The 268-nt window shown below is 58.6% G+C and carries 1 pseudogene; it reads right to left on the bottom strand.

Annotated features, from left to right (window positions below):
• A pseudogene (locus tag AC0L3U_RS39480) lies at nt 1-268 on the bottom strand (2-isopropylmalate synthase); the annotation flags it as partial.

The raw sequence follows: 268 nt of genomic DNA, 5'->3' as shown, positions 1-268 counted from the left end.
CGATCAACACCGAACACCACCTCTCGAAATACCGGCGCGGTGGCGTTGTACACATGCACGATGGCTCGCGGGGCGCCTTTCAGGGCTTCAAACGTGCGCTCGATCAAATGGCTGCGCGCTTGCGTCATTACCTGGATAGTCACATCGTCGGGAATCGCGCCACTGTCGATCAACTCACGCACGTAATCGAAATCGGTCTGCGACGCGGCAGGAAAGCCCACCTCGATCTCCTTGAAGCCCACCTTGACCAGCAACTCGAAGAAGCGGC

It is taken from the genome of Bradyrhizobium sp. Kon69, assembly GCF_055807515.1.
This window is presented reverse-complemented; position numbering and strand designations above follow the sequence as displayed.